At 56.1% G+C, this 26,484-nt stretch carries 27 protein-coding genes; 16 read left to right on the top strand and 11 right to left on the bottom strand.

Features of this window, described 5'->3' with window-relative positions:
• Positions 1 to 12 precede the first annotated feature (12 nt).
• The 3 genes from proC to TH4_RS01915 form a co-directional block, all read right to left on the bottom strand.
• The gene (gene proC / locus TH4_RS01925) at positions 13 to 828 is read right to left on the bottom strand and encodes a pyrroline-5-carboxylate reductase (RefSeq protein WP_064779703.1); all 816 of its coding nucleotides are present in this window, start codon (positions 826 to 828) and stop codon (positions 13 to 15) included.
• 233 nt (positions 829 to 1,061) lie between these two features.
• Positions 1,062 to 1,568, bottom strand: coding sequence for a type III secretion system chaperone family protein (locus TH4_RS01920; protein WP_120224348.1), 507 nt, complete (start codon positions 1,566 to 1,568; stop codon positions 1,062 to 1,064).
• A gap of 246 nt (positions 1,569 to 1,814) precedes the next feature.
• A complete protein-coding gene (locus tag TH4_RS01915; RefSeq protein WP_064779702.1) occupies positions 1,815 to 2,153 on the bottom strand; it encodes an accessory factor UbiK family protein in 339 nt (112 codons plus the stop codon).
• A gap of 211 nt (positions 2,154 to 2,364) precedes the next feature.
• On the opposite strand from TH4_RS01915, the gene rfaD reads away from it, so the two are divergent.
• From rfaD to TH4_RS01865, 10 genes are all read left to right on the top strand, one after another.
• On the top strand, positions 2,365 to 3,351 hold the full coding sequence (rfaD, locus tag TH4_RS01910; RefSeq protein ID WP_064779701.1) for an ADP-glyceromanno-heptose 6-epimerase: 987 nt from the start codon (positions 2,365 to 2,367) through the stop codon (positions 3,349 to 3,351).
• A 109-nt stretch (positions 3,352 to 3,460) separates the two neighbouring features.
• Positions 3,461 to 4,294: a prolipoprotein diacylglyceryl transferase gene (gene lgt / locus TH4_RS01905; protein ID WP_198155635.1), complete on the top strand. Its 834-nt coding sequence runs from the start codon at positions 3,461 to 3,463 to the stop codon at positions 4,292 to 4,294.
• 2 nt (positions 4,295 to 4,296) lie between these two features.
• Positions 4,297 to 5,424 (top strand): class I SAM-dependent methyltransferase, encoded by a 1,128-nt coding sequence (locus TH4_RS01900; protein ID WP_064779700.1) that lies wholly within the window; start codon positions 4,297 to 4,299, stop codon positions 5,422 to 5,424.
• 43 nt (positions 5,425 to 5,467) lie between these two features.
• Complete coding sequence (gene pgeF / locus TH4_RS01895) at positions 5,468 to 6,298, top strand: peptidoglycan editing factor PgeF (protein WP_083996939.1); 831 nt, start codon at positions 5,468 to 5,470, stop codon at positions 6,296 to 6,298.
• Positions 6,299 to 6,416: 118 nt separating this feature from the next.
• Positions 6,417 to 7,430, top strand: a complete 1,014-nt coding sequence (locus TH4_RS01890; RefSeq protein WP_064779699.1) for a hypothetical protein — start codon at positions 6,417 to 6,419, stop codon at positions 7,428 to 7,430.
• A 315-nt stretch (positions 7,431 to 7,745) separates the two neighbouring features.
• Positions 7,746 to 8,678 carry a ribose-phosphate pyrophosphokinase gene (locus tag TH4_RS01885; protein WP_063088722.1) on the top strand — a complete coding sequence of 311 codons (933 nt, stop codon included), beginning with the start codon at positions 7,746 to 7,748 and terminating at the stop codon, positions 8,676 to 8,678.
• Positions 8,679 to 8,801: 123 nt separating this feature from the next.
• Positions 8,802 to 9,431 carry a 50S ribosomal protein L25/general stress protein Ctc gene (locus TH4_RS01880; RefSeq protein ID WP_063088723.1) on the top strand — a complete coding sequence of 210 codons (630 nt, stop codon included), beginning with the start codon at positions 8,802 to 8,804 and terminating at the stop codon, positions 9,429 to 9,431.
• Between the two features lie 15 nt (positions 9,432 to 9,446).
• A complete protein-coding gene (gene pth, locus TH4_RS01875) occupies positions 9,447 to 10,250 on the top strand; it encodes an aminoacyl-tRNA hydrolase (RefSeq protein WP_064779698.1) in 804 nt (267 codons plus the stop codon).
• A 64-nt stretch (positions 10,251 to 10,314) separates the two neighbouring features.
• Positions 10,315 to 11,418, top strand: a complete 1,104-nt coding sequence (gene ychF, locus TH4_RS01870) for a redox-regulated ATPase YchF (protein ID WP_063088725.1) — start codon at positions 10,315 to 10,317, stop codon at positions 11,416 to 11,418.
• 143 nt (positions 11,419 to 11,561) lie between these two features.
• Positions 11,562 to 12,299, top strand: a complete 738-nt coding sequence (locus TH4_RS01865; RefSeq protein ID WP_064779999.1) for a glutamine amidotransferase-related protein — start codon at positions 11,562 to 11,564, stop codon at positions 12,297 to 12,299.
• A gap of 9 nt (positions 12,300 to 12,308) precedes the next feature.
• Here TH4_RS01865 and TH4_RS01860 read toward each other — a convergent pair whose 3' ends face one another.
• The 4 genes from TH4_RS01860 to TH4_RS01845 are packed head-to-tail and all read right to left on the bottom strand — an operon-like array spanning position 12,309 to position 15,845.
• The gene (locus tag TH4_RS01860; RefSeq protein ID WP_064779697.1) at positions 12,309 to 12,821 is read right to left on the bottom strand and encodes a DUF2478 domain-containing protein; all 513 of its coding nucleotides are present in this window, start codon (positions 12,819 to 12,821) and stop codon (positions 12,309 to 12,311) included.
• Between the two features lie 3 nt (positions 12,822 to 12,824).
• Positions 12,825 to 13,865 carry a zinc-dependent alcohol dehydrogenase family protein gene (locus tag TH4_RS01855; protein WP_064779696.1) on the bottom strand — a complete coding sequence of 347 codons (1,041 nt, stop codon included), beginning with the start codon at positions 13,863 to 13,865 and terminating at the stop codon, positions 12,825 to 12,827.
• Positions 13,866 to 13,901: 36 nt separating this feature from the next.
• Entirely contained in the window at positions 13,902 to 14,867 is a 966-nt protein-coding gene (locus tag TH4_RS01850) for a rhomboid family intramembrane serine protease (RefSeq protein ID WP_063088729.1), read from the bottom strand.
• A 54-nt stretch (positions 14,868 to 14,921) separates the two neighbouring features.
• The gene (locus TH4_RS01845) at positions 14,922 to 15,845 is read right to left on the bottom strand and encodes a LysR substrate-binding domain-containing protein (RefSeq protein WP_063088730.1); all 924 of its coding nucleotides are present in this window, start codon (positions 15,843 to 15,845) and stop codon (positions 14,922 to 14,924) included.
• A gap of 165 nt (positions 15,846 to 16,010) precedes the next feature.
• On the opposite strand from TH4_RS01845, the gene TH4_RS01840 reads away from it, so the two are divergent.
• Both TH4_RS01840 and ahpD read left to right on the top strand, forming a co-directional pair.
• Positions 16,011 to 16,538 (top strand): peroxiredoxin, encoded by a 528-nt coding sequence (locus TH4_RS01840; protein WP_008889483.1) that lies wholly within the window; start codon positions 16,011 to 16,013, stop codon positions 16,536 to 16,538.
• A 181-nt stretch (positions 16,539 to 16,719) separates the two neighbouring features.
• The gene (gene ahpD, locus TH4_RS01835) at positions 16,720 to 17,256 is read left to right on the top strand and encodes an alkylhydroperoxidase, AhpD family (RefSeq protein WP_008889484.1); all 537 of its coding nucleotides are present in this window, start codon (positions 16,720 to 16,722) and stop codon (positions 17,254 to 17,256) included.
• A gap of 92 nt (positions 17,257 to 17,348) precedes the next feature.
• Here ahpD and TH4_RS01830 read toward each other — a convergent pair whose 3' ends face one another.
• Complete coding sequence (locus TH4_RS01830; RefSeq protein WP_064779695.1) at positions 17,349 to 18,155, bottom strand: alpha/beta fold hydrolase; 807 nt, start codon at positions 18,153 to 18,155, stop codon at positions 17,349 to 17,351.
• Positions 18,156 to 18,309: 154 nt separating this feature from the next.
• Complete coding sequence (locus TH4_RS01825) at positions 18,310 to 19,512, bottom strand: aspartate transaminase (protein ID WP_008889491.1); 1,203 nt, start codon at positions 19,510 to 19,512, stop codon at positions 18,310 to 18,312.
• A 316-nt stretch (positions 19,513 to 19,828) separates the two neighbouring features.
• On the opposite strand from TH4_RS01825, the gene uvrB reads away from it, so the two are divergent.
• Together uvrB and TH4_RS01815 are read left to right on the top strand one after the other, a co-directional pair.
• The gene (gene uvrB / locus TH4_RS01820; RefSeq protein WP_064779694.1) at positions 19,829 to 21,964 is read left to right on the top strand and encodes an excinuclease ABC subunit UvrB; all 2,136 of its coding nucleotides are present in this window, start codon (positions 19,829 to 19,831) and stop codon (positions 21,962 to 21,964) included.
• A 112-nt stretch (positions 21,965 to 22,076) separates the two neighbouring features.
• Positions 22,077 to 22,847 (top strand): substrate-binding periplasmic protein, encoded by a 771-nt coding sequence (locus TH4_RS01815; RefSeq protein ID WP_064779693.1) that lies wholly within the window; start codon positions 22,077 to 22,079, stop codon positions 22,845 to 22,847.
• Between the two features lie 86 nt (positions 22,848 to 22,933).
• Here the strand turns inward: TH4_RS01815 and msrP are convergent, their stop codons facing one another.
• On the bottom strand, positions 22,934 to 23,902 hold the full coding sequence (gene msrP / locus TH4_RS01810) for a protein-methionine-sulfoxide reductase catalytic subunit MsrP (RefSeq protein ID WP_064779692.1): 969 nt from the start codon (positions 23,900 to 23,902) through the stop codon (positions 22,934 to 22,936).
• Between the two features lie 79 nt (positions 23,903 to 23,981).
• Here msrP and TH4_RS01805 point away from each other — a divergent pair, with 79 nt between their 5' ends.
• Positions 23,982 to 24,161, top strand: a complete 180-nt coding sequence (locus TH4_RS01805; RefSeq protein WP_157097687.1) for a hypothetical protein — start codon at positions 23,982 to 23,984, stop codon at positions 24,159 to 24,161.
• Entirely contained in the window at positions 24,149 to 25,423 is a 1,275-nt protein-coding gene (locus TH4_RS01800) for an amidase (protein WP_064779690.1), read from the top strand. The genes TH4_RS01805 and TH4_RS01800 overlap by 13 nt, the downstream gene beginning before the upstream one ends.
• 50 nt (positions 25,424 to 25,473) lie before the next feature.
• On the opposite strand, the gene TH4_RS01795 is transcribed toward TH4_RS01800, so the two are convergent.
• Positions 25,474 to 26,439 carry a PDR/VanB family oxidoreductase gene (locus TH4_RS01795; RefSeq protein ID WP_064779689.1) on the bottom strand — a complete coding sequence of 322 codons (966 nt, stop codon included), beginning with the start codon at positions 26,437 to 26,439 and terminating at the stop codon, positions 25,474 to 25,476.
• Positions 26,440 to 26,484: the final 45 nt, after the last annotated feature.

Below are 26,484 nucleotides of genomic sequence, written 5' to 3'. Positions count from 1 at the left end.
TCGGGGGCGGTGTTAGCCCGCCAGTTCCTTGGACCGATCACGGGCGGCGGCGACCGCGCGTGTCATCAAATCGGGCAGGCCGGTTTTCGGATCCATCAGAACATTGAGTGCGGCCGCCGTCGTACCGCCGGGGCTTGTGACATTCTCACGCAGGGTCGCCGCACTTTCTTCGCTGGCATCAAGCAGGAAGCCCGCGCCAACCACAGTCTGGCGGGCAAGGGTCATCGCCTGATCGGCCGGAAGGCCGGCAGCCTCGCCCGCCTGCGCCATGGCTTCGACCAGATGGAAGATATAGGCAGGCCCACTGCCCGACAGGCCGGGGACGGCATCCATCAGGCTTTCATCCTCGATCCAGGACACCATGCCGACGGCTTCAAGCAGGGTCTGGCACATGTCGCGCTGGGCGATGCTGACATTTTCGGTCGGGCACATCACGGTCATGCCGCGCGACACCGCGGCGGGCGTATTGGGCATGGCACGCACGATGCGGGCATGTTCGCCAAGGTGGCTTGTGAAGAAGTCGATGGTTTTGCCTGCGGCGACGGACAAAAAGACCGTTTCGGCGCGCACCAGCGGTTTATAGGCGTCAATCAGATCGGGTAGGACCTGTGGCTTGACGGCAAACAGGACAACTTGCGGGATGAAGTCTTCGCGTATGTGGTCAATGTCGGGAACGCCATTGATGCCGTATTGCGCTTCAAGCTTTTCAGCCGTTTCGGTCTGTTCGACGATAAAGACATTCGATGCCTGAAGCCCGCGGGCCAGCCAGCCTTCGAGCATGGCACTGCCCATCTTGCCACAGCCAACCAGCAAAAGACGCGTATTCATAAATTCTGCTCCGCTTTATCCATCGGGTTTGGTTGATCGTGGAGGATCAACGCACATGATGCAATGCCGTAGCGATCTTCTCAAGGTGGGTCAAGTCAGTGCTGAGAGCAAGAGGGGCGTGATTGGCGTGTGGTCGGGATCATAGCGAGACAGGCGCAAAAAGCAGTCCTGAAACGACAAAGGACGGCAATGCTGCCGTCCTTTTCAATGCAAGCTTATCAGAGGTTTTCTTATTAAGCCTGACCGGCAGGTTCGAGCATCGCGTGCATCAAGGCTTCGTCCGGGGTTTTCCCCTGGCCAAGGACAAAGTTAAACGCCGGGAAGAAACGTTCGCATTCCGAAAGCGCGATATCGATCAGTTCCTCGAATTGTTCGACCATCGGTGGGACATCGCCACCAAACAGCAGGGTGTGGCGGAACAGCGGCATGTTTTCTTCCAGCCACAGACCGAAATGCCCGATCCAGAGTTGCTCGTTACATTTGGCAACCAGCTCATAAATGCGCGGGCGCAGCGGCTCGGGCACGAACAGATCAAAGCAGCACGCGATATGAAGCGCCTCGGCATCTTCACGCCAGGTGAAATAGACCAGATAGGTGCACCAGTGGGCCGGAATTTCGACCACAATCTCGTCCGAGCTGCGGCGTTCCAGATGCCACTGGTTGGTGCGGGCGATATCCTCGACCAGGATCAGCGGGTTTTCATCGCCGATGTCGCCGATATCTTCCATTTGGTCGTTCATTAATACCCAGCCTGTTCAAGCATGTGCGAAAGGGCGCGCACTATATGCCGGTGAACGCTTTGTTTCAACCGCTGCTGCGCGCAGGACAGCAATGAATATTCGGATCATTGTTACCCGGCCTGTTTGCCCGGTCCATTTGATCGACCGTCAAGCGGCCCTGCTTGTGACAGCAAATGTTGGCGCAGGCGCGTAAAACGCCCGCGTCATTTCGCATATATGGGAATTATATGGGGATGATTGGCCCGATCAGGCGTCTTTTTTTGCCGCCGTTTTGGGGGCGGCCTTCGGGGCAGCCTTGGTGGTGCTGCGTTTGGCGGCTGGTTTCTTGGCCGGCTCAGCTGCATCAAGACGCTTTTCAAGATCGGCAATCTTGGCTTCGAGCGCATCAATGCGTTCGGCGGCACGGACAGCAACATCGTGTACGACGTCATATTCCTCGCGGGTGACCAGATCCATATTGAGCAGGATCTTTTCAAACTGCTGGCGGATCATGGCATCTACTTCGCCTTTGACACCGGTCATGGTGCCCAATGCGGAATTGGTGACACGGGTCAGGTCATCGAGAATGCGGTTGTTGATCTGCATAATGGTCTCCGGCTTTTTTGAATCTGTTGTTGGGCATAATATGGCGCATCATCGGCTCAGGGCAAGCCGCACGTCATGAAGCGGACGTGACGATAGCGTTATTTTGCATGGCTTTTCTTGCTCCAGATCAGGGGCGGTCTTATAAAGTGTCGACAAACGTGATCAGTCGTCTTGACCCATCAGGGCAGGGCGGCCCCGTCAGGAGAATGCAATGCTTATTGTCACTGGTGGTGCCGGGTTTATCGGTTCCAATATTGTTGCTGCCCTTGAAGAGCGTGGCGAAACCGACATTGTTGTCGTTGATCGCCTGCGCGATGGCATCAAATGGAAAAACATCGCCAAGCGGAACCTGCGTGACATTGTTCATCCCGATGAACTGCCGCATTTCCTTGAAGAGCATGCAGGCAATGTCGAGGCGATTTTCCATATGGGCGCGATTTCCGCGACCACGGAAACCGATGCCGACAAGATTGTTGTCAACAACCTGAAACTGACCGCCTGGCTGTGGGAATGGTGTTCACGTCATTCATCGCGCCTGATCTATGCATCCTCGGCGGCAACCTACGGCGATGGCAAGCAGGGCTTTGATGACAGCTTTGACGACGCCGATCTGGCGAAACTGGCACCGCTCAATGCCTATGGCTGGTCCAAGCATGCCACTGATCGCCGGTTCCGTCGTATTCTCGATCAAAACGGTTTCCGTCCCAAACAATGGGCGGGGCTTAAGTTTTTTAACGTCTATGGCCCGAACGAGTACCACAAGGGCGGTATGCGGTCTGTGGTGTCACAACTGTTTGACAAGCTGTCGGCGGGCGAAACAGCGACCCTGTTTAAATCGCATCATCCCGATTACGAAGATGGTGGCCAGTTGCGTGACTTCGTCTGGGTCGGTGATGTGGTCGACATCATCATGTGGCTTTATGACAACCCGCAGGTCAGCGATCTTTTCAATATCGGCACCGGCAAGGCGCGCAGCTTCAAGGATCTGGCACTGGCAGTGTTTAGCGCCATGGGCAAGGAGCCCGATATCAAGTTCGTGCCGACGCCGGAATCGATCCGCGACAAGTACCAGTATTTCACCGAAGCCAATATGACCAAGCTGCGCGAAGCGGGGTATGGCAAGGAAATGACATCGCTTGAAGAAGGCGTGCGGTCCTATGTGCAGGATTATCTTGCGACCGAGGATCCGTTCCGCTGAGTGTCGCCTGCATTGTTCGGGGTGGGTTTGCCATGATGCTGCCCAACTCCTTTGCGACCTCAGAGCGGCCTTATCATCAAACCCAATCTGCTGATCCGGAGTATTCCAGATGCTGAGCCTTGCCTTTCCGGCGATAGACCCGATTGCGATTTCCATCGGCCCGATTGCCATTCGCTGGTATGCGCTGGCTTATATTGCCGGTCTGCTGCTGGGCTGGAAATATGTGGTCTATTACTGCACCAAAACGCCCAACATCATGAGCAAACGCGATGTTGATGATTTGCTGTTCTGGGCAACGCTGGGCGTGATCCTCGGCGGGCGGTTGGGCTATATCCTGTTTTACAATCTGGATTATTATCTGGATAACCCGGCCAATATCCTGAAGGTCTGGCAGGGCGGCATGGCGTTCCATGGCGGGTTCATGGGCGTGATTGTTGCGATCATTCTGTTTGCCAGAAAGCGCAATATTTCGATCCTTGCCGTTTTGGACGCCGCCGCGGTGGCGACCCCGATTGGTTTGTTCTTTGGCCGGATTGCCAATTTCATCAATGGCGAATTGTATGGCCGCACCACCGATGTTGCGTGGGGCTTCGTATTCCCCAATGGCGGGCCGGAGCCGCGCCATCCAAGCCAGCTTTATGAAGCAGCCCTTGAAGGACTTATCCTGTTTGTTGTGCTGTTTATCCTGTCGCGCAAAGCATTCGTGCGCCATCGTCCGGGGATCCTTGGCGGAACGTTTGTGGCGGGCTATGGCATTTCGCGCATCATCGTCGAATTCTTCCGCCAGCCGGATGCGCAGCTTGGTTACCTTGCCGGGGGCATTACCATGGGGCAGGTCCTGTCGATCCCGATGGTGCTGGCCGGGATTGGTTGCATTATCTATGCGTTGAAATCCAAACCGATTGAAACCCGCATTCACCCCAAAGAAGCCGAAAACGCGTAATTATGAGTTCTGCGACCGACAGCCCGCTTTTGGCCGATATCAAACGCCGGATCAATGTATCGGGCCCGATCACCATTGCCGATTTCATGACCGAGGCACTGGCCCATCCCGAGCACGGCTATTACCGCAAGCAGGACCCGTTCGGGCGTGCCGGTGACTTCATCACCGCACCGGAAGTCAGCCAGATGTTTGGCGAGTTGATCGGCCTTTGGGCGGCGGTCACCTGGCAACAGATGGGCAGTCCGCCGAAAATCGATCTGATCGAATTGGGGCCGGGTCGTGGAACATTGATGTCAGACGCGCTGCGGGCGGTACGCAATGTGCCGGGCATTGGCGATGCCCTGACCGTGCGGTTTGTTGAAACCAGCCCGGTCTTACGCACCCATCAACAAACATCGATCATGGCGTACGGCATTCCGGCAACCTGGCATGAAACGTTTGATGACATTCCGACCCGCGCCAACGTCCCGGCGATTGTGATCGGCAACGAGTTCTTTGACGCGCTGCCGATCCGGCAGTTCGAGCGCGGCGAGAAAGGCTGGGCCGAACGTTTGGTCGGGCTTGATGCCAAAACCGGCGAACTTGGCTTTGTCCGTGGGGCGGAAACGCCGATCACGGATGCGCTGATTCCGGCCACCATGCGCGGGGCTGCGAAAAAGGGTGATATCTTTGAAAGCTGTGCCCCGGCAATTGCCATTGCCGATCAGATTGCACGACGCCTGAATGAAACGGGCGGTGGGGCCCTGTTTATTGATTACGGTCACCCGGGCAGCGCGTTTGGCGATACGCTCCAGGCGCTCAAGGGCCATGAATATCACCCGGTTCTGAGAGATCCGGGCGATGCCGATCTGACCGCGCATGTTGATTTTGCCGCCATCGGGCGGGCAATGAACGAGGCGGGGGCGCGTACTGGTGCCGTCCTGACGCAAGGGACGTTTTTGCGGATGCTTGGCATCGAACAGCGGGCCGAGCATTTGAAAACCAGTGCCGATGATGCCCAGAAAACCGCGATTGATCAGGCGTTGTCGCGGTTGATTGATGCCGATCAGATGGGAACGCTTTTTAAAGTTCTGATCGCGTATGGTCGCGATACCACCCCGCCGCCTTGCGTCAGTGGCGTGGCGGGCTAAATTGACCGCAAGCACAACGCCTTTGGGAACGGAGCAGGCCAGCATGACACATCCGATCAGCCAGGTTACCGACGGGATCGAACGCAGCAGCAACGGGCTGACCTGGTTTGAAGCCGCCAACCTGTCGGACAAGGATGGAGTGCGCCACGGGTTCTTAAGCCGCAAAGGCGGGGTCAGTGATGGTATCCATGGCGGGTTGAATGTCGGTTTCGGATCCGATGACGACAAGGACCGCGTGGCTGAAAATCGCGCCCGTGCGGCATCCGCGTTTGATACCAGCCCGGATCGACTGACCACGGTGTATCAGGTGCATGGCATTGATGTGGCCGTTTTGGATAAGCCGCTGTCGCGTGACGAGGCACCAAAGGCCGACGCGATGGTCACAGATCGCCCGAACATCATGCTGGGTATTTTGACTGCTGATTGCACACCGGTTCTGTTTCATGATCCGGTTGCCGGTGTGATCGGGGCCTGTCATTCCGGCTGGCGCGGGTCGCATGGCGGGGTATCGGCCAGCACGGTCGATGCGATGGAAAAACTGGGTGCCAAGCGCGAAAACATTCACGCCGCTGTTGGGCCATGCATTGCGCGCAAATCCTATGAGGTTGATGGCACGTTTCGCGATACCATCCTTGCCGGACCGGAAGGCCAGGAAGATCTATTTGATCGGTCGTCGCGCGACGGGCATTTCATGTTTGATCTGCCGGAATATGTCCGGCGGCGGACGATTGCCACCGGGGTTGCCTCGGTCGAGCTTGTGGCGCGCGATACGTTGGCCGAGGAAGATCTTTTTTACAGTTATCGCCGCACGACGCTTCGCAAGGAGCCCGATTACGGTCGGCAGCTTTCGGCAATCATGTTGACAGAGGCGTAGGGACCCCGGGGGATATGCCATGCCACATCTGATAATGCTTTTTTTCTTTATGATCATCGCGACCATGGTTGGTTGCGTCATCATGTGATGGCGTAAATCCCGTTTTAGAAGTGCCCCTATGAAGTCTTTCCTGCGTTCTGTTGTTTTGGTTATTGGTCTGGCTGGGTTGCTTGCGGCCTGTGGCGATTTGCCGCGCCCGTTCGAGGGGGCTGGTCGGGCCGGTGATCCGGCATTGCTTGAGCTGCGTGATACCGGCACTGTGCGCGTGGAAAATACTGAAGATCTTCCCGAAGGGGCATCGGCCCATCTGGCGCGTGCGATGGCACGTGCCCTTCGTCTGCGTGATATTCCGGCCTATAGCGAATCTGAGACGGGCGGGGATTACATCCTGCGCCCGAATGTTCAGGCCAGCCTGAGTGATACCGGTGCTGATCTTGATATCACCTGGGTTCTGATGCGCCCGGACGGGCTTGCGATTGATACCACCCGGTCCACCGGCGAACTGGCCGCCGATCAGTGGTTTGCCGATCAACCCACCGGGCCCGAGGAAAGCAACCTCGCCATTCCGAAGGAACTGGTTGATAAAGTCCGCGAACTTGAAGGTAAGGCCGAGGACCCGGTGGCGAAAACCTATGAGGGGCTGGTCGCCCAACCCGCCGATCAGATTGCCTTCATGATTACCGGCGATCGGTCTTCGTTGCGGGCAGCGCCGCTTATGAAGGTCGCCCTGATTGATTTTGCCGGTGCGCCCGGCGATGGCAATACAGCCCTTGCACGGTCGGCCGGGGCATTGTTGAAGGCGCGCGGGATTACGGTCGATAACCGCGAGATGGATGAAAACAGTGTCATCCTGTCTGCCACCATTGATGTCAGCCCGGTTAAGGAAGAAACCACCACACCGCTTGATCGTGTATCGATTGAATGGATCATCATGGAAGTCGATGGCACGGAACTGGGCCAGATGAACCAGAACAATGTCGTGCCGCGCGGCCAGCTTGATGAAAGATGGGGTTCGGTGGCGTCCCTTGCCGCACAGGCGGCGGTTGAAACCCTTGAAGGTGTTCTGGGACAGATCGCAACCAGCAAGAAACTTCAACTGCGTCCCGATAACAGGACCGCTTTGGCGCGTTGATTGCCGTTGTTATCGGTGATGCCAGAGGCCAATGGGCCGGACATGCATGACTGCCTTGTCGTTATTCGGCATTGGGCCCATTTACAGACTGTTAACGGCTGGTTATAAAGCCGCCGCGATCTGCCGGTATGCAGAAGTGTCAGGATTTGGTCTTTGAGTGTCGTGAAGGCGTCGTTGATTGGTCGGGAAATTCCCAGTTTCCGGGCTGTTGGGCGGCAAGGGCAACAAAAGGCTAGGGACGGCTATCTGTTCGGGTCGGAGTCGCAAAAGATTTAGTTATTCGCTTTCCCGGCACCCATTAACCGAGGCCCCGATATGAAGATCCTCGCTGGTAACAGTAACCGCCCGTTGGCTGAGGCAATTGCTGACCATCTTAATCTGCCGCTTACCCGTGCAGATGTTAAGCGTTTCTCTGATGAGGAAATCTGGTGCGAAATACAGGAAAACGTCCGCGGTGAGGACGTTTTTGTCATTCAGAGCACCTCTTATCCCGCAAACGACAACCTGATGGAACTGCTGGTGATGCTTGATGCGCTGCGCCGCGGTTCGGCACGTCGTATCACGGCTGTGATGCCGTATTTCGGCTATGCCCGTCAGGACCGTAAATCGGGCCCCCGTACCCCGATTTCGGCGAAACTGGTTGCCAACCTGATCACGGTTGCCGGTGCAGACCGCGTTCTGACCATGGATCTCCATGCCGGTCAGATTCAGGGCTTCTTTGATATTCCGCTTGATAACCTGTTTGCATCGCCGGTTCTGACCAGCGACATCCGTAACAAGTTTGACGGCCAGAAACTGGTCATCGTCAGCCCGGACGTTGGCGGTGTGGCCCGTGCACGTTCGGTTGCAAAACGTCTGGATGCCGAACTTGCCATCATCGACAAGCGTCGTCCGCAGGCCGGTGTTTCCGAAGTCATGAACGTCATTGGTGACGTCAAGGACGCGGCATGCATCCTGGTCGATGACATCGTTGATTCTGCTGGTACGCTTTGCAATGCGGCCGGTGCGCTTAAAGAACGTGGTGCATCGTCGGTTGCGGCCTATGTTTCGCATGGTGTTCTGTCGGGTCCGGCGGTTGAGCGTATTGCCAACTCCCCGATGACCGAAGTTGTCACCAGTGACTCGATCAAGGCATCCGATGCGGTGCGTGATTGTGGAAAAATCAGACAGCTTCCGATTGCACCGCTGATGGCAGAAGCCATCCGCCGCATTTCGGAAGAAAAATCTGTTTCCGTTCTTTTCGATTGAGGGTATAAGGCCCTCGCTGCGGTGGCACCCCTGGAGGCCACCGCACTTGTTTTCGCAGGCTTTCAGCGGTGATTCTCACCAACCTGCGGGGACAAACTACTTTTAGTTCAAGGAGATTTTCCGATGGCAAATTCTGTTATCAATGCGGAAATCCGTGAACGGGCCGGAAAGGGGGCCGCCCGTGCCGTGCGTCGTGCCGGTATGGTCCCTGGTGTTATCTATGGTGCAAAACAGGAAGCTGTTCTGTTCCAGGTTGACCCGCGTCCGCTTTGGAAACTTCTGCATGCGCCGGGCTTCTATTCCCACGTTCTGACCGTTCAGGTTGGCAAAGAGAAATACGAAGTTCTGCCGCGCGACGTTCAGTTCGACAAAGTATCTGACGAAATTCTGCACGTTGACTTCCTGCGCTTCTCCAAAGGCCAGACGATCAACGTTGAAGTTCCGGTTCGCTTCGTAAACGAAGAGAAATCCCCGGGCCTCAAAAAAGGCGGTGTTCTGAACATCGTTCGTCACGACGTCGAAGTTCTTTGCGCACCGTCTGCAATTCCGGAAGAGCTGGTCTTTGACCTGACCGGTGTTGAAGTTGGTGACTCGATCCACATTTCGGCGATCAAACTGCCGAAAGGTGTCGAGCTTACGATTACCGATCGTGACTTCACGGTCGCAACCGTTGCTGCGCCGTCTGCTCTGCGTTCGGAAGAGAACGAATCTTCTGACGAAGAAGGCGAAGAAGAAGCAGCGACCGAAGAATAAGATCGAGGTCTTACGATGTTTCTGGTGGTTGGATTGGGAAACCCGGGATCGGGATATGCCGCCAATCGTCACAACATTGGCTTCATGGCGGCGGACGAACTCGTCCGCCGCTATTCTTTTGGTCCCTGGCGCAAAAAGTTCCAGGGCCAGATTTCCGAAGGTGAATTGAACGGCCAAAAGGTTCTGGTTCTGAAACCGGAAACCTTCATGAACCTTTCGGGGCAAAGCGTTGGCGAAGTGCTGCGCTTTTACAAGATTCCGGTCGAAGACGTTATTGTCCTGCATGATGAGCTGGACCTGCCACCGGGCAAGCTGCGCGTCAAACGCGGCGGCGGCCATGGCGGCCATAACGGTTTGCGATCAATTGACGCCCATTGTGGCAAGGAATATCGCCGCGTTCGTTTGGGCATTGGTCATCCGGGGGAGAAATCCCGCGTGCATGGTCATGTGCTTGGGGATTTCTCCAAGGCCGAACAGGATGGCTGGCTGATGACGCTTCTGGATGCGGTGGCCGCGGAATTCGGGCGCCTGACCAAGGGCGATGATGGCGGCTTTATGAGCAAGGTTTCCGCCATCGTTTCACCGCCCAAGCCAAAGGCGCCGAAAAAGGACAAACCGGCTGCTGACAAGCCCGGGGGCGATAAGGGCGAAAAGGGCGACAAAGACAAAGATGCATCAACCGAGCCGCAGGCAGGTGAAGGCATCAATGATCTTTCAGGGGCGGCAAAGGTGCGGCTTGAGCGCGCCGATACCCCGGTAAGTAATGCAGCCTCGGCCATGGCCGAAGCGCTTGCCAAGGCATTTGGCAAAAAGAAATAGTCTGGTTTGCACATGCGCAAACCGATCCTGATAAACAGAAATTCAAGTGACGGAGCCCGGAAAGATGGGATTCAAATGCGGTATTGTCGGTCTGCCCAACGTTGGTAAATCGACCCTTTTTAACGCCCTGACCCAGACGGCAGCAGCCGAGGCAGCAAACTTCCCGTTCTGCACGATTGAGCCCAATACCGGTCGTGTCAGCGTCCCGGACGAGCGCCTTGACAAGATCGCGGCAATCGCAAACTCGGCAAACATCATTCCGACCCAGTTGGAATTTGTCGATATTGCCGGTTTGGTACGCGGTGCATCGAAGGGCGAGGGCCTTGGCAACCAGTTCCTTGCCAACATTCGTGAAACCGATGCCATCGTTCACGTGCTGCGTTGTTTCGAAGATGACGACATCACCCATGTCGACAACTCGGTCGATCCGGTCCGTGATGCGGAAACCATCGAAACCGAACTGATGCTGGCCGATATGGAGAGCCTGGAAAAACGTATTCCGGGTCTTCAGAAAAAGGCGCGTTCGAACGACAAGGACGCCAAGCTGGCGATGGATCTGATCGAGCGCGCGCTTGAAGTGCTGCGTGAAGGTAAACCGGCCCGCGTGGTCGAGATTGACGGCGAAGACGAAGCCAAGGCGTTCCGTATGCTGCAGCTTCTGACCAGCAAACCGATCCTTTATGTTTGCAACGTTGATGAAGACAGTGCAGCGGAAGGCAACGAACTTTCCGCCAAGGTTGCCGCCATGGCCGAAGCACAGGGTGCACGTTCGGTGGTGATTTCTGCTGCTATCGAGGCCGAAGTTGCCCTGCTTGACAGTGCTGAAGACAAGAAAGAGTTCCTTGAAGGTCTTGGTCTTTCGGAAACCGGTCTCGCGCGTATCATTCGCGAAGGTTACAAGCTGCTTAATCTTTTGACCTTCTTTACGGTCGGTCCGAAAGAGGCGCGCGCATGGACGGTGTTCAAAGGTGCAACCGCCCCGAATGCAGCCGGTGTCATTCACACCGATTTCGAACGCGGCTTTATTAAGGCCGAAACCATCGCCTATGACGATTTCATCGAATTTAACGGTGAAGCGGGTGCGCGCGATGCCGGCAAGCTGCGTCAGGAAGGCAAGACCTATATCGTCAAGGACGGCGATATCTTCCACTTCAAATTCAACGTCTAAGCATCCGCTTTTTCGGAAACATTCCAAAGGCCACCGTAAATTGCGCGGTGGCCTTTTGTTTTGGTCGGGCTATTTTGGTGACGCGGGGCTTGTCAAAACGGCGTGGTGCAGTCTACCTTCGCTATTGCAGCAACGAGGACCGCATGAACGATCTGAGCCCGAAAAACCGCATTCTACTTGTTTTCAACTCTGCCACCGGACAGCCGGGGCGGTTGGGAACGGTGATGCGCCGCTACGGGTTTGAGTTCGATATTCGCCGTCCCGGTGAAGGGGATCCGCTGCCGACCGATCTTGGCAAATATCATCTGGTTGTCGTGTTTGGCGGCCCGATGAGTGCCAATGACGATCATCTGGATAATGTGCGTGCGATCATGAACTGGTTGCCACATGTGGTGGCCAGTGATGCGATGTATCTGGGTATTTGCCTTGGCGCGCAGATGATGGCGCGCCATCTTGGTGCCGATGTTGTGCCCCATCCCGAAGGCATGACCGAAATCGGCTATTACCCGGTGCAGGCGACAGAAGCAGGCGAACATCTGTTTCCCGATGAACTGATGGTTTATCACTGGCACAGTGAAGGGTTTGGCATTCCCGACGGGGCGGAGTTGGTTGCGACCGGCCCGACATTCCCCCATCAGGCCTATCACATTGACGAGCGTATCTGGGGCATTCAGTTCCACCCGGAGGTGGATGACGAAGCCCATGAACGCTGGCTTTCGAATGCGGCCGACAAGACCGACCGCCCGAACGCACAATGCCCCGATACCCAGCGGGCCGGGCGGGCGAAATATGATGCGGCTTTCGGGGCGTGGTTTGAACGCTTTGCCGAGACGGTTCTGCTCAAGAACCGCATGGCATGTGATGTCGGGCAGAGCAGCTAGCGGTTATCCTCAGACAGCCAGCGTATCTGCGGGTGTTTGCGACAGCCAGTTTTCGATGGCTTGTGCGTTAAGGGCCAGCGCATCGGCATAGCCGCCATGGAACGCATCCCACGCAGCACTATATTCATCGCGCACCCCGACCAGAACCGGAATTTCCAGATCCAGTGCGCGTGAAATCACATCACGAAGTCCGCGCCCCTCAGCCTCGCTTCGGCCAAAGCGGGCGATGATCAGGATATCGGATCCCGCTTCGACATCGCGGGCAAGCTGCGCGGCCAGGGTCGAAAGCGCATCACCATCAAGCTTGCAGCCCTTGGCCATTTTGCCACGGTTTTTCGTGATCGGCATTTCATCGCCACTGCGCAGATTGCGAACATGCACCAGGGTTCCGCAATCGGCATCCTTGCGGCGTTTTTGAACGTAACCTGCAACCGACTTGCCGTTTGCCAACATCGCGTCGGCAATCCCGGCCAGAAGATCATCAATCGGGTCTTTGGGCTGAAAGGCAATACCGGCCAGCATGGATCAGAACCGATCAATCACGGTGACACCGGTCGAGGAGAAGCTGTCCATATTCATCAGCGCTGTTGCGCCTTCGGCAAGGGTGACGCGATCTGCAATCAGTTTTTGCGGCGCAAGCTTGCCAGACAGGATCATGTCGAGCATCGCGTCATAGCGAAATGCCTGCATGCCGTGGCTGCCCAGGATTTCAAGTTCATGGGCAACAACGCGATCCATCGGCACCTTGGCATGGGCATGATCACCGGTCATCAGCCCGATCTGAATATGTTTGCCGCGCTTGCGCAAAGATGCGACCGAGTTAAAGCAGGTCACAGCACTTCCAAGTGCATCGACCGACACATGCGCACCACCCCGGGTGATGTCCTTGATCGCGGCCGGGATGTCATCAATTGCGCGGGCATTTAACACCGCATTGGCACCGATTTCCTTGGCGAAGTCGAGCTTGGCATCATCAATGTCGACCGCGATGACATAGGCGCCAGCGGCCGCGGCAATCATGATCGCCGACAGGCCAACACCACCCGCGCCGTGGACGGCGACGATTTGACCGGCAGAAACCTTGCCTTGGTCAATCACGCCGCGGAAGCTGGTGGCAAAGCGACAGCCGAGGCTTGCTGCGGTCGCGAAATCCATTTCATCGGGCAGGCGGACAAGGTTGGTATCGGCGTAATCAATCGCGACATATTCGGCAAAGCTTCCCCAGCCGGTAAAGCCCGGCTGGAATTGATGATCGCAGACCTGATGATTGCCGCTATGGCATTCCGGGCAGTGGCCGCAGCCCGATACGAACGGGACGGTGACACGATCACCTTCCTGCCAGCGTTTGATGTCCTTGCCGACCGCAACGATGGTACCGGCAAACTCATGGCCCGGCACATGGGGGACCTGCACATCGGAATCATGGCCCATCCAGCCATGCCAGTCACTGCGACACAGGCCGGTGGCCTCGACCTTGATGACCACACCGCCATTTTGCGGGGTCGGGTCGGCGACATTCTGAACCTCGATCGGGCCCTGATAGTCGGTGAAGTAGGCTGCGCGCATGACGGTATCCTCCTGGGACGATATTTTTTCTTTGGCCTAAGTATCGTCCTTGTTGCGGTCCGGATGCAAGCGGACAACTTTCGGGACGCCAACCGATGGTTTGGATTTTGGTTTTGGTGACGATTTTGGCTGATAGCGGCCCCACGGGGATGCATCGCGCTCCTCGCCCTCTTTACCCCAAGGTCCGCGCTGATCGCGGCGCATATTGGCACGTTTGGCGGCGCGCTCTGCCTCGTAGGCCGCCGCCCAGGGCGGGATGTTCGATGTGCTGCCGCGTGTTTTGCGGCCTGGGCGATAGATGCCAAAGGCCGGTGCGGGGGAGCCATCATGCCACAGCGGCACATTGCGATGCTTGAAGAGCGGGATCAGCGCGACGCCTGCGACAAAGCCCGCGATATGAGCAACCCATGCAATGCCGCCGCCAGCACCACTGCCGAAATTGATCACCTGCGTGATAAACCAGAAGCCAAGCACGACCACGGCCGGGACATAAAAGATAAACACCCAGAAGAACCAGACCAGGACGCGCGCCTTGGGATAAAGCAGGAAATAGGCACCCAGCACCCCGGCCAACGCACCGGATGCCCCGATCATGGGGATTTCTGACTGGGTATCAAGCAACCCATGCCCAAGGGCGGCGGCAACGCCACAGGCGAGATAAAAGATCAGAAAGCGGAAATGCCCCATCGCGTCTTCGACATTGTTCCCGAAGATCCAGAGATACAGCATATTACCGCCCAGATGCATCCAGCCGCCATGCATGAACATCGCCGAAAAGATCGACAGGAACCCGAAACCGGCCGGAAAGGGCGAAAAACCCGGTGGCAGTTCGGCATGACCAAACAGTACGGCCGGGATGGCACCATATTGCAGGTTCACAAGGATCGCTGCGCGCGGATCAAGGGTGACGGTGCCGAGAAACACCACGACATTGATCGCAATGATCGCGTAGGTGACCCATGGCGTGATGGTGGTCGGGTTGTTGTCCTTGATCGGCAGCATTGGCTATGTCTGTTGTCTGTGTCCTAAGTGGTACGGCGGGCAACGGGCTGCCGATCAGGCGACGACGGCCTGATCACGCGGGGCAAGACGATCGCGCAGGTAGGCTGCCAACTGGCGATATTCCAGCTTGCGGGCCGAACTGCGGCGCCAAACCATGCCGATGCGCCGGATCGGCACCGGATTTTCAAACGGCACGATCTTAAGCAGATCCGGCCGACGGGCTTCGACTTCAAGCGACATTTCCGGCAACAGTGTGGCACCGATGCCGGCCCCGACCATCTGAACCAGGGTTGAGAGACTGTTGGCCTGGAAATCAGCCGACTTGTTCCAGCCCGCCTTCTGACAGACTTCAAGCGCCTGATCGCGCAGGCAATGCCCGTCTTCAAGCAGCAGGAGTTTTTCATCCTTGATGTCGCTGATTTCGAGATACTTTTTGTGCGTCAGCGGATTGTTCGGCGCACAGGCAAAGACAAAGCGATCCTCGAACAATTCGAACTCTTCAAGCCAGTTTTCATCAATCGGCAGCGCAATCAGGGCAAGATCGAGTTTGCCCGCCATCAGAAGTTCCACCAGCTTGGCGGTTTGGTCTTCGCGGAGAAGCGGCTGCAATTTCGGGAAGCCCGCCTTGAGTGCAGCCATCACATCAGGCAACAGATAGGGACCGATGGTCGGAATGACACCAATATGGATCGGGCCCGAAAGCGGGTCGGAGGCGGCCTGCGCCATGGTGGTTAATTCATCAACTTCCTGAAGGATATTTCGCGCCCGCGAGACGACCTCTTCACCGAGTGGCGTCATCAGGACTTGGCGCTTGTTGCGTTCGACCAGTTGGGCGCCCAGAAGGTTCTCAAGCTCGCTTATCGCAGCCGACAAACTTGGCTGCGTAATGAAGCAAGTCTCTGCAGCGCGGCCAAAATGTCCGGTTTCGGAAAGTGCAACAAGGTATTTGAGCTGCTTGATGCTTGGTTGGGCAGCCATAAATTTTTCCTATCAAGAATCCAAGTTTTATCTATTTGTCTTAGGTAATGCATTTCTCTACAAATCGCTAGCAAGCAGTGCATTTTTTGCAACTGCACACAAAAGTTTTTGCGGCCTGTCGGGGGCCGCTCGTTGTTTTTACAAACTGGGTTAGGAGTAACCATAATGCTTACCGTTGGTGATACGCTTCCAGAATTCAATCTTACCGGCGTTTCGGGCAAAACCCCGGACAGCTTCGCACCGGTTACCGACAAGTCCTATGAAGGCAAATGGAAGATCCTGTTCTTCTGGCCGAAAGACTTCACCTTTGTTTGCCCGACCGAGATCGTTGGTTACGGCGAACTGAATGGTGATTTCGAAGACCGTGACGCGGTTCTTCTGGGTTGCTCGACCGACACCGACTTCGTGCACGCTGCATGGCGTACGCACCACGAAGACCTGGGCGACAGCCCGTTCGTATGGCTGGCTGACGAGAAAAAAGAACTCTCGACCGCCCTTGGTGTTCTGGCGAAAGACGCCGGTGTTGCGCTGCGCGCGACCTTCATCATCGACCCGGACAACATCATCCGTCACGTACAGGTCAATGACCTGAACGTTGGTCGTAACCCGCAGGAAGCGCTTCGTATTCTCGACGCCCTGCAGACCGACGAACTTTGCCCGTGCAACTGGAACCAGGGCGACGAAACCCTGTAAGTCCAGTCCGTACCTATTTGTGGGATCGGGCCTTGGCCCGGTCCCGCCTTTCAGCCTGTGACTTTTGCCGACTTGCGCATCGTGCGCCCGACCAAGTGCGGCACTGCCACGGCTGATAATCCCCCCATTCGTTATTGCATTACGCGTTTATCGTTTCAGACAGCTTCAGAGGATTTTTTCCATGACGTCGATCGTTGAAATCAAGGACTCCATGCCGGCCTATGCCAAGGACCTTAAGCTGAACCTTTCGAGCATGGCCAACAATCCGGGCATGACCGACCAGCAGGTTTATGGCACTGCCCTTGCGTGTGCCTTTGCATCGCGCAACGCCAAACTGACCAAGGCCGTCGCCGCAGAAGCAAAAGAAAAACTGACGCCGGAAGCGATTGAAGCTGCCAAGGGTGCGGCTGCCATCATGGGCATGAACAACATCTATTACCGGTTCAACCACCTGGTATCGGATGAAGAATACAGCACCATGCCGGCCCGCCTGCGCATGAACATCATCGGCAAGCCGGGCATTGATAAGGCCGACTTCGAACTGTTTTCGATCGCGGTTTCGGCGATCAATGGTTGCGGCATGTGCATCGACAGCCATGACAAGGTGCTGAAGAACGCTGGCGTTAAAAAGGAAACCATCCAGAACGCCATCCGCATTGCATCGGTTATCCATGCGGTTGCCGTCGTGATTGATGCGGAAGACGCACTGGCCGAATAAGCCTGAAATATTCGGGCAATCGCCCAGCAGAAAGCCCCGGTCACCTTATGGTGCCGGGGCTTTTGTTTTGCGTCGATTTGGCGCGGCATCCGTTAAGCTGATGCGGGTTCATTAATGCCAAGATGTTTCAGGCTGGCTTCGATCACCTGATCGGGTTGATCGAAATGCGGGATGTGGCCGCAGTCCTTGATCAGCATTTTGGTGACCGGTCCACCTGTATTGGCGCAGATGGTGTGGACCTGTTCATCGCTGCCGAACTGGTCGTCATCGCCCTGAATGACCAGAAGCGGGCAGGTGATGTTGGCAAGCTCATCGACCATGTTCCAGTCAAGGAAATCCGGTTGCCGCCAGGTATCGACCCAGGCGCGGAAGACATCATCGGTCTGGGCAAAGTGGTGGCGTTGCAGTTTGGTTTTCCAGTCGGTCTGGGCATAAATCTTGGCCGCCTCGGTAATACCGGCAACCGTGACATCCTCGACAAAAACATGGGCGGCTTCGGAAATCACCGCCGTCACATTGTCAGGGAAGCGTGCGGCATATTTAAGCGCGATGGTCGCCCCGTCGCTATGGCCAAACAGGATCGGCTTGGCGAGGCCCAGTTCCGTGATCAGGCCATGCAGATAGACATCGCTTTCGGTGTTGTGGAAATCAATCGCGCGCGGAATATCACCAACCGCATGCGGATCGGATTTGCCATGCCCGCGCCGCTCATAGACAACCACCGGGTGGCGGGTCGCGGTCGCCAGTTTGGCCGGGAAGTCGCGCCACATGCGGATCGTGCCAAGGGCTTCGTGCAGCATCAGGATGGTTGGCGCATCAGGGCGGACATCCTCGGGGATGATCCGCTGACATGACAAGCTGATACCGTTCACGGTGGCATAGAAATTTTCGATCTTCATGTGAGGGGCAATCTTTGTTGGGGCGTTGTTCGGGTGATTTATCGGTAATTCGGTGCGCAATTGTTTAATTGTAATCATGGACAAAAAAACAGGGCCCGGCAAGTGCCGGACCCTGTTTGATACGATTTAATCCCGAAGATCGGGACAGCAGACCTTATTTCAGGGCTGCGCACGCACGTTTGATGCGCTTGCAGGCTTCGATCAGGGCATCGTCCGAGGTCGCGTAGGAAATGCGGAAATACGGTGCCAAGCCGAATGCCGAACCCTGAACCGCAGCAACGCCTTCTGCCTCAAGCAGGTAGGTGACGAAGTCGGTGTCGGTTTCGATTTTCTTGCCATCCGGGGTGGTTTTGCCAATTGCGCCCGCACAGGACGGATAGACATAAAACGCGCCTTCCGGGGTTTTGCACGACAGGCCTTCGCATTCGTTGAGCGCGGCAACGACAAGGTCACGACGTTTTTTGAATACTTCGGCACGTTCTGCCAGGAAGTCCTGCGTACCGTTCAGTGCTTCGACCGAAGCAGCCTGACTGATCGAGGAAGTATGCGTGCTCGACTGCGACTGAACCTTGTTGATGGCCTTGATCAGCTCGACCGGGCCTGCTGCATAACCAAGGCGCCAGCCAGTCATGGCATAGGATTTCGACACGCCGTTACAGGTCAGCGTGCGGTCTTTCAGCTTCGGTTCGACCTGGGCGATGGTGGTGAATTCGAAACCGTCATAGACAAGGTGCTCATACATGTCGTCAGACATGATGTAGACGTTTTCATGTTTCAGAAGCACGTCGGCAAGCGCACGCAGTTCGGCGCGCGAATAGGCCGCACCGGTCGGGTTCGACGGCGAGTTCAGAACAACCCATTTGGTTTTTGGCGTGATCGCGGCTTCAAGTTCGGCAGCGGTGATTTTGAAGTCGTTTTCTTCCTGGCATTCAACAATGACCGGGGTGCCTTCGGCCATCAGCGCCATGTCCGGGTAAGATACCCAGTATGGTGCCGGAATGACGACTTCGTCACCCGGGTTCAGGGTCGCGAAGAACGCGTTGAACAGGGTCTGTTTGCCACCGCAACCGACAGTGATTTCGTCGATGGTGTATTCCAGATCGTTTTCACGCTTGAACTTTTCGACAATTGCCTTGCGAAGCTCCGGCGTACCGGCGACCGGAGTGTATTTGGTCTTGCCAGCGTCAATCGCCGCTTTGGCAGCTTCTTTGATATTGTCGGGGGTATCGAAATCCGGCTCACCTGCGCCAAGTCCGATCACATCAACGCCAGCAGCCTTAAGTTCGGCAGCCTTGGTGGTGACAGCAATGGTGGGAGAGGGTTTGATACGGCTCAAACGGTCGGCAATGAACGCCATTGGTCTGTTTCCCTGGAATTTATGAGAAGTGAAAAGAATCGTGTTCTTTCGGTTCGGACCCTACGCCTGCCTTAATTCCAATTCAAGGCTGTTTAGGGCCTTCTGCGGGTTCTTTGGGATGATTTTATCCAATTTTGCAGCCTTTCAGAAGTCCGAGCGGAAAGAACTGTTTTGCAAACGTGCCAAAACACCCGTTGTTCCCGGATTTACATCCTGACGTCTCCTGACACTTCCTGACAGGAACTGTCAGGGCGGGGGCTTGCGGTCAGGCGTATCTGACCTATAACTAGGGTTGGAATAAAAAGGGATCTGCCCGATGAATGCGCTACCGGAATTTTTGACCAAACGTCGCCCGCCTGTCGAAGGATCACGGGAATTCAAACTGGTGACCGAATACGAGCCCGCCGGTGATCAGCCGCAAGCAATTGCCGAGCTGATGGCCGGTATTGATGAGGGCGAGCGCGATCAGGTTCTGCTTGGCGTGACCGGGTCGGGCAAAACGTTTACGATGGCAAACATCATCGCCAAGACGCAGCGCCCCGCACTTGTTCTGGCGCCCAACAAAACGCTGGCCGCCCAGCTTTATGCTGAGATGAAGTATTTTTTTCCGGATAATGCGGTCGAGTATTTTGTTTCCTATTACGACTATTACCAACCCGAAGCCTATATCCCGAGATCTGATACCTATATCGAAAAAGACAGCTCGATCAACGAACAGATCGACCGGATGCGCCATGCCGCAACGCGTGCGATCCTTGAGCGCAACGACTGTATCATCGTGGCATCGGTGTCGTGCATTTACGGTATCGGGGCGGTGGAAACCTATCTTGAGATGACCCAGCGCATTTCGGTCGGGGACGAGGTTGATCGTAACGACATTATGAAGCGCCTGGTCGAGTTGCAATATACCCGCAATGACGCGGCCTTTTCGCGCGGGACGTTCCGGGTGCGCGGCGATGTTTTGGAAATCTTCCCGGCCCACGCCGAGGACCGGGCATGGCGCGTTTCGATGTTTGGTGACGAGGTCGAGGAGCTGGCGGAATTTGATCCGCTGACCGGGCACAAGTTTGCCAGCATGGACTCGGTCACGGTTTATGCAAATTCGCACCACGTCACCCCGCGCCCGACGCTGGTACAGGCGATGGCCGGTATCAAGCAGGAGCTTAAAGATCGTCTGGCGCAGTTCCAGGCCGAGGGCAAGTTGCTGGCGGCCGAGCGGATCGAACAACGCACGACCTTTGATCTGGAAATGATGGAAACGGTCGGTCACTGCAAAGGCATTGAAAACTATTCCCGGTGGCTTTCGGGCCGTAATCCGGGGGAGCCGCCGCCGACCCTGTTTGAATATTTGCCGGAAAACGCATTGCTGTTTGTCGATGAAAGCCACGTGGCTGTGCCGCAGATTGGCGGCATGTATCGCGGGGACTATAATCGCAAATTTACCCTGGCCGAGCATGGCTTCCGCCTGCCCAGTTGCGTTGATAACCGGCCGCTGAAATTCGAGGAATGGGAAGCAATGCGCCCGCAAAGCGTGTTTGTTTCCGCGACCCCGGGCAACTGGGAAATGGAACGCACGGGTGGTGTGTTTGCCGAACAGGTTATTCGCCCGACGGGGCTGATTGATCCGGTCTGTATCGTGCGCCCGGTTGAAACCCAGGTTGATGATCTGCTGGGCGAGGCCAAGGCATGTGCCGCCAAGGGGCAGCGTGTTCTGGTCACCACCCTGACCAAGCGCATGGCAGAGGATTTGACCGAATATCTGCATGAGCATGGCGTACGTGTACGTTATCTGCATTCGGACATTGATACGCTGGAACGCATCGAGATCATCCGTGATTTGCGGCTTGGCGTATTTGACGTTTTGGTGGGGATTAACCTTCTGCGCGAGGGGCTTGATATTCCGGAATGTGCGCTTGTCGCGATTTTGGATGCGGATAAGGAGGGTTTCCTGCGCTCCAAGACATCACTTGTGCAGACGATTGGCCGTGCGGCGCGTAACGTTGAAGGTCGCGTGCTGCTTTATGCCGACAAAATGACCGACAGCCTTGAATACGCGATTGGCGAAACCAACCGCCGACGTGAAAAGCAGATGGCCTATAACGCGGAACATGGCATTACGCCGGAAACCGTGCGGTCGCGAATTAACGACGTCCTCGAAAGTGTCGCCGAACAGGATTACGTCACGGTTGATACCGGGGTGTCGGGCGACATCATGGTCGGCCATAACCTGCGTGCGCACATCGAAGACCTTGAAAAACGCATGCGCGATGCCGCCGGGAACCTTGAGTTCGAGGAAGCAGCCCGTCTGCGTGACGAGATCAAACGTCTTGAGGATCAGGAACTGGGTCTGGCGGAGGCCGGACCGATGGCGCGCACGATTGGCACTGTTGGCCCCGGGTCAAAATCGGCCAATAAACCGAAATACAAAGGGCGCCGTAGAAAAGGGGCTTAGGATATTTAGAAAATTACAAATACAGGTTGCATTCGCCGTTGAGAATATTTGTCGTGATCACATATAACAACAGCAACACAGATCGCTGTGTGATCGCTATGGAGAAGGCTTGATGTGGCGTTTGAAAGCCTGGAGTTTGGTCTTCACGGCGTTCCTGCTTGGGGCAGGCTGGTTTGGCAACGAGGTTGCCGCACGTACATTGATCGTCGCGATCAATGATGCCCCGCCTTATCGTATTGTGACCGAAACAACCGATGAGCCGGTCTATAGCGGCATCTATGTCGATGTCGTGGGCGAAGCTGCGCGACGTGCGGGGATTGATCTTGTGTTTCAGGTGGTGCCGTTCAAACGTGCCTTGCACCTGATGGAGAGCGGGCAGGCGGACCTAATGCTTGGTCCCAATCGCACCGATGATCGCCAACAATACATGTATTATTTCGGAGCAGCCCTGCCGAGCGAGCCGAAGGTGATTTATACCGGCGCACTGGATGCCAATGTGATCGAGATCGAGGATCTTGAACACAAACTGACCGGAGTGCTGCGCGGGGCCAGTTATGGCTGGCAGTTTAGTGAGGCGCCCTATATCCGGTTTGTCGAAGCGGCGGATTACGAAACATTGTTTCGGATGCTTGATCTTGGGCGGATTGATGCACTGATTGCGCCGGAGCTTCTTGCCGTTGCCCATATCCGCAAGTTCGGGCCGTTTCGGATCAAGCGATCTGATTTGTTGTTACAGGGAAAGCCATCCTTCATTGCACTATCGCGCCAGTCGGACTTTTTCACTGATGGCAGCTTTACCGTGCTTGAAAAACACCTGATCGATATGCGCCAGGACGGCACCTTTGAAGAAATTTATGGCCGGTACGCCAATACGGATTCGTAACGCGTCCGATGACCAAGAGAACGCCAAGAAAAAAGCCGGTGTCGTAAAACACCGGCTTTTGCGTGTGGGCGCTACGGTCGTGCGGGTTACATAAACAGCCGTTCGTTTTCCATGCCCTTGTAGATATCGGCAACATAATCGCCATAGCCGTTATAGATCCGGGTGGGGACGCTTTCGCCGTTATTCAGAAGACGTTCATAGGCTTGCGACCAGCGCGGATGCGGGACTTCCGGGTTGACGTTGGCCCAGAAGCCATACTCATCGGCGTTGATGTCTTCCCAGAAGCTTTTCGGGCGCGTGTCCGTGAAGGTGAAGCGCACGATCGATTTGATGTTTTTAAAACCGTATTTCCACGGTGTGACCAAACGCAACGGTGCGCCGTTTTGTTTGGGCAGTTCTTCGCCGTAAATGCCCGTGGCGATCATGGTGAGTTCATTGGTGGCCTCGGCCATCGTAAGGCCTTCGATATAGGGCCACGGATACCAGAACTGCCGCAGGCCGGGCATGGTGTCCTTTTGGCTGGCAGTTTCCATTTCGACATATTTCGCACCCGACAGGGGCTTGGCGAAATCAACCAGTGCCTTCATCGGGAAACCGGACCAGGGCACGGTCATCGCCCAGGCTTCAACACAGCGGAAGCGATAGACGCGCTCTTCAAGCGGCATCTTGCGCACAAGTTCTTCGAAATCAATTTCGATCGGTTTTTCAACCAACCCGTCGATGACCACGGTCCAAGGACGGATACGCATGGCCTGAGCTGCCTGCGAGATCGATTTGTGCGATCCGAACTCATAGAAGTTGTTATAGGTCAGCGCCTTGGACTTTTCGGTCATTTCGCGTTCGACCGTGTAGGCCGGGTTGCGATCCACCGGATAAAGATCGGCAGTTGATCCCGACCCCTGGGCCAATGCAGAGCCCAGCGGGAGGCTTGATGCTGTCGCGCCGATCGATCCGGCGGCGATCCCCTTAAGGAATTGACGGCGGTTTTTATAGATCGATTCCGGCGTTGCGTCTCGTTCGGGAATTTCCCAACCCTTTTTGCGGCGTATCAGCATGTCGTCCTCCAATTGCGCGGGTTTTCTAAATGTCCTTTGAAAACCGGCTTTGGGCAAGTCACGGCTCGGTGATCAGCGGGTGAAACCCCCGATCATTTCCGGTTACTACCCGTTTTGTACGGGCGAAATTGCCGATCTGATCCTTGATCAGGCACGGGTGCCATCCTATGACAGTGAAACACAAATGCGCGGGGCGGATCGAATGGGGCCGTCGGATCGCGACAAAACAACAAATCGGGGTGCCAGATGGGTGCAATGATCGACAAGGCCAGACAAGCAATCGACAAGGTCAATCAACTTGGCGAGCTTAAGGACAAGATCTTTACCGAGTTTGATTCTGAGCGGATTTTAAAGGCTGCTGCCGAGGCGGAGAATTATTGCGCGCAAAATCCGGGTGCTCCGCTTGCCGGGATGCTGGTATCGGTCAAGGATCTGTATGACGAGGCGGGCATTGCCACCACGGCGGCATCCGAACTTTTGAAGGGGCGCGCACCGGCCGAGGCCGACAGCGAATGCGTGCGTCGCATCAAGGCCGCAGGGGCCATTCCGTTTGGGCGAACGACGCTGAGCGAATTTGCCTATTCAGGTGTCGGGCTTAATCCGCATTACGGTACGCCGGGCAATATCTTTGATGCCGAGGGCATTCCGGGTGGTTCAACCTCGGGCGGTGGTTTGACCGTGGCGCACGGGATTGTTGATCTGGCGCTTGGCACGGATACGGGCGGATCGATCCGAATTCCATCGGCGATCAACGGGCTTTATGGCATCAAGCCAAGCCGCCTTTCGGTGCCGGGGGCGGGCATTCATCCGTTGGCCAAAAGCTTTGACACGCCGGGACCGTTGGCAGGCGATCTTGAAACCGCTATTCGTGCGTTTGAAGTCCTGACAGACATCTCAGTTACACCGCCGGAAGACGCGGCAAAATCGCTTCGCATTGGCGTGCCGATAAATGCGTTTGTTGATGGGCTCGATGGCCGGGTGAAGGCAGACTTTGCAATGATTTGTGCAAAGCTGAAAGAGGCCGGGCATGAACTGATCGAGATTGATTTTGCTTTCATCGCCCAGAACGCGATCCTCAATAAAATGCTGGTGTCGTTTGAAGCGCACCGGATCTATGCCAAGGATTTCGCAAAGCTTGAAACCGTCGGCGATCCGCGCGTTTTGTCGCGGATGAAGTTTGCCGATACGCTATCAAGTTATGAGGTGATCGACGCCTATGCCAAGCGGACCGATATCGTATCGATGTTCGGGGCGGCGATGGCGGATGTTGACGTCATGGTCGCGCCGACCTTGCCGCGCATGGCACCCAAGATTGCCGAGGTCGAAGCCGACTTTGACAACCTGAATGCGCTGATGCTGCGTAATACCGGCTATCTGAACCTGGTTGATGCCTGTGCGATGTCGATGCCGGTTCAGATCAAAGGCGAAGTTGCACCAGCCGCCCTTATGATCGGGGCACCCCATGGGCATGATCAGGCGATCCTGAGCGCTGCCCGGTTGATTGATCCGCTGTTTGCCTGAAGAAGATAACTGAACAAGAAAGCGGCCCGGAACTTCCGGGCCGTTTTTGTCTAGAGATCCAGCGTCAGGCGACCGCTGCTTTGCATGCGGGAGACGCAAATGCACATCTGATCGTTTTGGGCTTTTTGGCTGTCGCTAAGATAGGCGTCGCGATGCGACAGATCGCCATCATGGGAAATCACAACCGATGTGCAGATCCCGCAATTGCCCTTTTTGCAGTCGTAAAGCGGGTCAATGCCCTCGTCGATCAGGACATCCAGAACAGATTTTCCAACCGGCACTTCGAAGGTCTGGCCGCTTTGCGCCAGATGAACTTCGAAACTGGTGTCATCAAGCTGGGCGGCAGGCGTGGTGAAGCGTTCATAATGCACATTCTCCGACGCCCAGCGATTGCGGCGCGCGGTATCAAGCACGGCATCAATCAGGCCGCCCGGGCCGCAGACATAAACGTGTTTGCCGGCTTCTGCCGTGCCAAGGATGCTAGAAAGGGGCATGCTGCGTGATGTGTCGCCGCCGTCGAAATAAAGCGCGCATCGCCCGTTGGCGGCATCAAGCACCTCTGTCATCAGGGCCATGTCGGTGTGGTTGCGGCTGGCATAATGCAGGACGAAATCCTTGCCGGCCTGTTGGAGCGCGGTCGCCATGGCAAGGATCGGGGTGATGCCAATGCCGCCGGCAATCAGGATGGTTTTGGCCGCACTTTCAACAAGCGGGAAGTCATTTTGCGGCAGGTCGATTTCAAGGACATCACCGGTTTTGACCTTTTGATGCATATACATGGACCCGCCTTCGCCGCCTTCTTCGCGCAGCACCGCGATCCGGTAGAGATCAGGCTCCCCCGGATTGATGATCGAATAGGACCGTTTAACAGACTGGCCGGCTGTGTCGGTGACGGTGAGTTTGATATGCGCGCCCGGTTCGGCGGGCGGCAGGCTTGTACCATTTGTGGCAACAAGATCAAAACCGCGTATGCGGTCGGTCAGGTCATGGACCTGTTGAACGGTAACTTCAGGCATGGCGATTTTCCTTCCCAGGCCCCCGGATTTGCTCCGGGTGTGTTT

The sequence above is a fragment of the Thalassospira tepidiphila MCCC 1A03514 genome, assembly GCF_001662875.1.
Taxonomy (GTDB): Bacteria; Pseudomonadota; Alphaproteobacteria; order Rhodospirillales; family Thalassospiraceae; genus Thalassospira; species Thalassospira tepidiphila.
The sequence above is the reverse complement of the archived record's forward strand: the minus strand, read 5'-3'. Positions and strand labels throughout refer to the sequence as shown.